General features: G+C 59.1%; 4 protein-coding genes, 3 tRNA genes and 1 rRNA gene. All 8 read right to left on the bottom strand.

Annotated elements, in window-relative coordinates:
* The coding region (locus AC25M7_RS25365) for a GTP-binding protein (RefSeq protein ID WP_039772421.1) at window positions 1-231 on the bottom strand (231 nt) is incomplete at its 3' end.
* 79 nt (window positions 232-310) lie between these two features.
* Window positions 311-386, bottom strand: a tRNA-Thr gene (locus AC25M7_RS25360).
* A 28-nt stretch (window positions 387-414) separates the two neighbouring features.
* A tRNA-Gly gene (locus AC25M7_RS25355) sits at window positions 415-488 on the bottom strand.
* A gap of 24 nt (window positions 489-512) precedes the next feature.
* A tRNA-Tyr gene (locus tag AC25M7_RS25350) sits at window positions 513-596 on the bottom strand.
* Window positions 597-748: 152 nt separating this feature from the next.
* Window positions 749-1,174: a hypothetical protein gene (locus tag AC25M7_RS25345; RefSeq protein WP_028692319.1), complete on the bottom strand. Its 426-nt coding sequence runs from the start codon at window positions 1,172-1,174 to the stop codon at window positions 749-751.
* Window positions 1,175-1,176: 2 nt separating this feature from the next.
* Window positions 1,177-1,932, bottom strand: a complete 756-nt coding sequence (locus AC25M7_RS25340; RefSeq protein WP_028692320.1) for a pantothenate kinase — start codon at window positions 1,930-1,932, stop codon at window positions 1,177-1,179.
* Window positions 1,922-2,881 carry a bifunctional biotin--[acetyl-CoA-carboxylase] ligase/biotin operon repressor BirA gene (gene birA / locus AC25M7_RS25335; RefSeq protein ID WP_213883541.1) on the bottom strand — a complete coding sequence of 320 codons (960 nt, stop codon included), beginning with the start codon at window positions 2,879-2,881 and terminating at the stop codon, window positions 1,922-1,924. Before birA ends, AC25M7_RS25340 begins: the two co-directional genes overlap by 11 nt.
* 186 nt (window positions 2,882-3,067) lie before the next feature.
* Window positions 3,068-3,164: ribosomal RNA gene (gene rrf / locus AC25M7_RS25330) — 5S ribosomal RNA — on the bottom strand; the annotation flags it as partial.

Genomic DNA, 3,164 nt, shown 5'->3' with positions numbered 1-3,164 from the left:
GTAGTGACGAATGTTCGAGTTGTACTCGACGTGAGCGGTGTTGATGGTGATACCGCGCGCTTTTTCTTCCGGAGCCGAGTCGATCTTGTCGAACTCAACGACGGCCGAACCGAAAACTTCGGAGCAGACGCGAGTCAGCGCTGCAGTCAGAGTAGTCTTACCGTGGTCAACGTGGCCGATAGTGCCGACGTTAACGTGAGGTAGCGAACGATCAAACTTTTCCTTAGCCATCGATACAGTCCTCCGCAGAAGAAATTGTCATACAGCCTATAAAACAAAGGCAGATATTTTCATATCTGCCTTGTTTATATGGAGCTCTTGAGCGGATTTGAACCGCTGACCTCACCCTTACCAAGGGTGTGCTCTACCAACTGAGCTACAAGAGCGAAACACTTTGTGCAACAACAGCAAACTTGGAGCGGGTAGCGGGAATCGAACCCGCATCATCAGCTTGGAAGGCTGAGGTTCTACCACTAAACTATACCCGCGGAGCTTGCAGCTCTCGCTAAAACTGGTGGAGGGAGAAGGATTCGAACCTTCGAAGCTCTCGCAACGGATTTACAGTCCGTCCCCTTTGACCGCTCGGGAATCCCTCCAGATGTGGCCGGCATTCTATTTGTCTGCCGCCCCAGTGTCAAGCGTTTTTTCAAATTTTTTCAATCAAATCTGAAACTTAGCTGCTTTGACACCGCTTCGGGCTCTACCACCTCAGTGGTGTTCCCTGTGAAGCGGGCGCCATTCTATCAAGCTATTCAGCAGTTGCAATACCCTCGCACAAAATAATTTTGTGTTTTAAGTCTTTGAAATCCTTGGAAAGAGTCGAGAGCACCGCAGGGTCCAGCAAACGCTCGCTTTCAGGGGCTATCTTGAGCCAGAAGCCCTCGGCGCCCGGCAACTGCCCAACCACCGGCAGGGCGACGATATCCAGGCTGACCAGGCGCTGACGCAGGGCATCGAGCTGCTCGCGAACCGCCAGACCACCCACTACCAAGCATTCGTCACGCCGCCTGGCAGGTGCCGCGGCCCCGGTCTCGCGCAACAGGCGTATTTCCTGCTGGGAGCCTTTGTACAACGACAACGGGGCGACTTCCTTGACCTTAAGCGGAGCTTCCTGCTGGTGCCACACGTAATAAACGACATTGAGCACTACCAACAGCAGAAACAACCAGCGCATAGTCACCTCGACTCAATTGGGCAGGCCATGGCCAGGCCGACAAAGACCAGATCCGGCACGATCCGCGCCTGAGGTGCGGCGTCTTGCACCAACGGCGCATCACCCCCGGTCAGGAAGACCGTGAAATCCTCATCCCAAAGCGCCCTCGCCTGCTCGATCTGGGTACGGGCAAAGCCCTGGAGCATCAACACGCAACCACGCTCGACCGCTTCGACGGTGGAGCGCCCCGGTGCCAGGCTGCCCAGGGCACGCTCGGCCGAGGCATCGTCATAGCGGATTCGCCGGGTGTGGGTGCGCAACTGGCTACGCATCAGCGGCATGCCCGGACAGATATACCCACCGAGGTGCTCACCGTCGGCCGCGACATAGTCGGCCTTGGCCGCAGTACCGAAATCGATGACCAGGCAGGCGCGACCCGCCAGGTGATAGGCGCCCAACGCGCCGAGCCAGCGATCCATCCCCAGGCGCTGGTAGTCCTCGTAGCCATTGCGAACGCCGGCCATTTCCTTCACCGGCTGGGCCACACTCACTTCGACCCCGAACGAAGCCAGGATTAACGCACACAGCGCCGAAGTCTCTTCTTCACTGCGTACGCTGACCATCCGGCAGCCGATCAGGCGCAGGGATGAAAGCGCCGCGACAGCCGCAACCAGCGCCTGGTCGGAGTCGACGATACCGCCACCATTGATGGTGGCGTCAGCCGCATGGATGACGCGCCACTTGATAAAACTGTTTCCGCAATCGAGCTCAAGAATCATCACGCAACCTCAGACTGAGCTCGCCACCGCTGAAGCTCTTTTCCACACCATCCACCTCGAGACGCAAGCCGCCCTGCCCATCCACGCCCAACGCCACCCCATCGATGCGAGTGGTGCCGGCGACCAGCGAAACATTCCGCCCCTGCCACAGGTGCGCCTGCTCCCATTCTTCCTGGAACGCGGCGAAACCATAGCGGCGATGACGGGCCAGCTCATGCTGCAGTTGCTGACTTAGCTCCGCCACCAAGCGGTTGCGATCCACCAACTGTCCGGTCTCGCCGCGCATGGAGGTCCAGGGTTGGTCGATCCGCTCCCCGCCCTGCATGTTCACGTTGATACCGATACCCAGCACCACATGGCAGACGTCTGCCGGATCGCCGACCAGCTCCAGGAGGATGCCGGTGATCTTGCGCCCGCTAGCCAGGACATCATTGGGCCATTTCAGCCCGACATCCTTCAGGCCAAACGTCTTCAGCGTGCGCATGACCGCCAGGCCAACCACCAGGCTCAATCCCTCGAGCTGGCGCATGCCGCCATCGATACGCAGCACCAGGCTGTAATAGAGGTTTTCAGCGAACGGACTCACCCATTGGCGGCCACGACGTCCGCGCCCAGCGCTCTGGCGTTCGGCCAGCACCAGGAAGGGCGCCGCCTGCCCTTGGGCGGCAAGCCTCAGGCCCTCGGCATTGGTGGAGTCGATGGTGTCATGAATGAAAGCCGGCCACGGCTCGCCCTCCGAAAACCCAGCGATCGCCTGAGATTCAAGCAGGTTCAGTGGCGCTGCCAACTGATAGCCACGACCGCGGACCTTGTGAATGGTCAGGTTCAGTTCGCTCTCAAGGTGCTGCAGCTGCTTCCAGACGGCGCTGCGGCTTACCCCGAGGGCGGCCCCCAGGGCTTCTCCGGAATGGAACCGGCCATCCTTGAGGAGATTCAACAACTTCAGCATGCCAGTCTCGACTTGGAATAAGGCTGGCATGATAGCCACGCCCCGAGGGCTTGCATAGGAAAAGGGCTACCGCCGGCCCCACAGCCGACGCGATCCCTGTAGGAGCGCCGGTATGGCGTTGATGTTGGAACGCGGAAAAGACAAAACCCCTACCTGCTCGCGCAGATAGGGGTTTTGCGAAATTAATCTTGACGATGACCTACTCTCACATGGGGAAGCCCCACACTACCATCGGCGATGCATCGTTTCACTGCTGAGTTCGGGATGGGATCAGGTGGTTCCA

Source organism: Pseudomonas sp. P106(2024) (assembly GCF_057480815.1).
The sequence above is the reverse complement of the archived record's forward strand: the minus strand, read 5'-3'. Positions and strand labels throughout refer to the sequence as shown.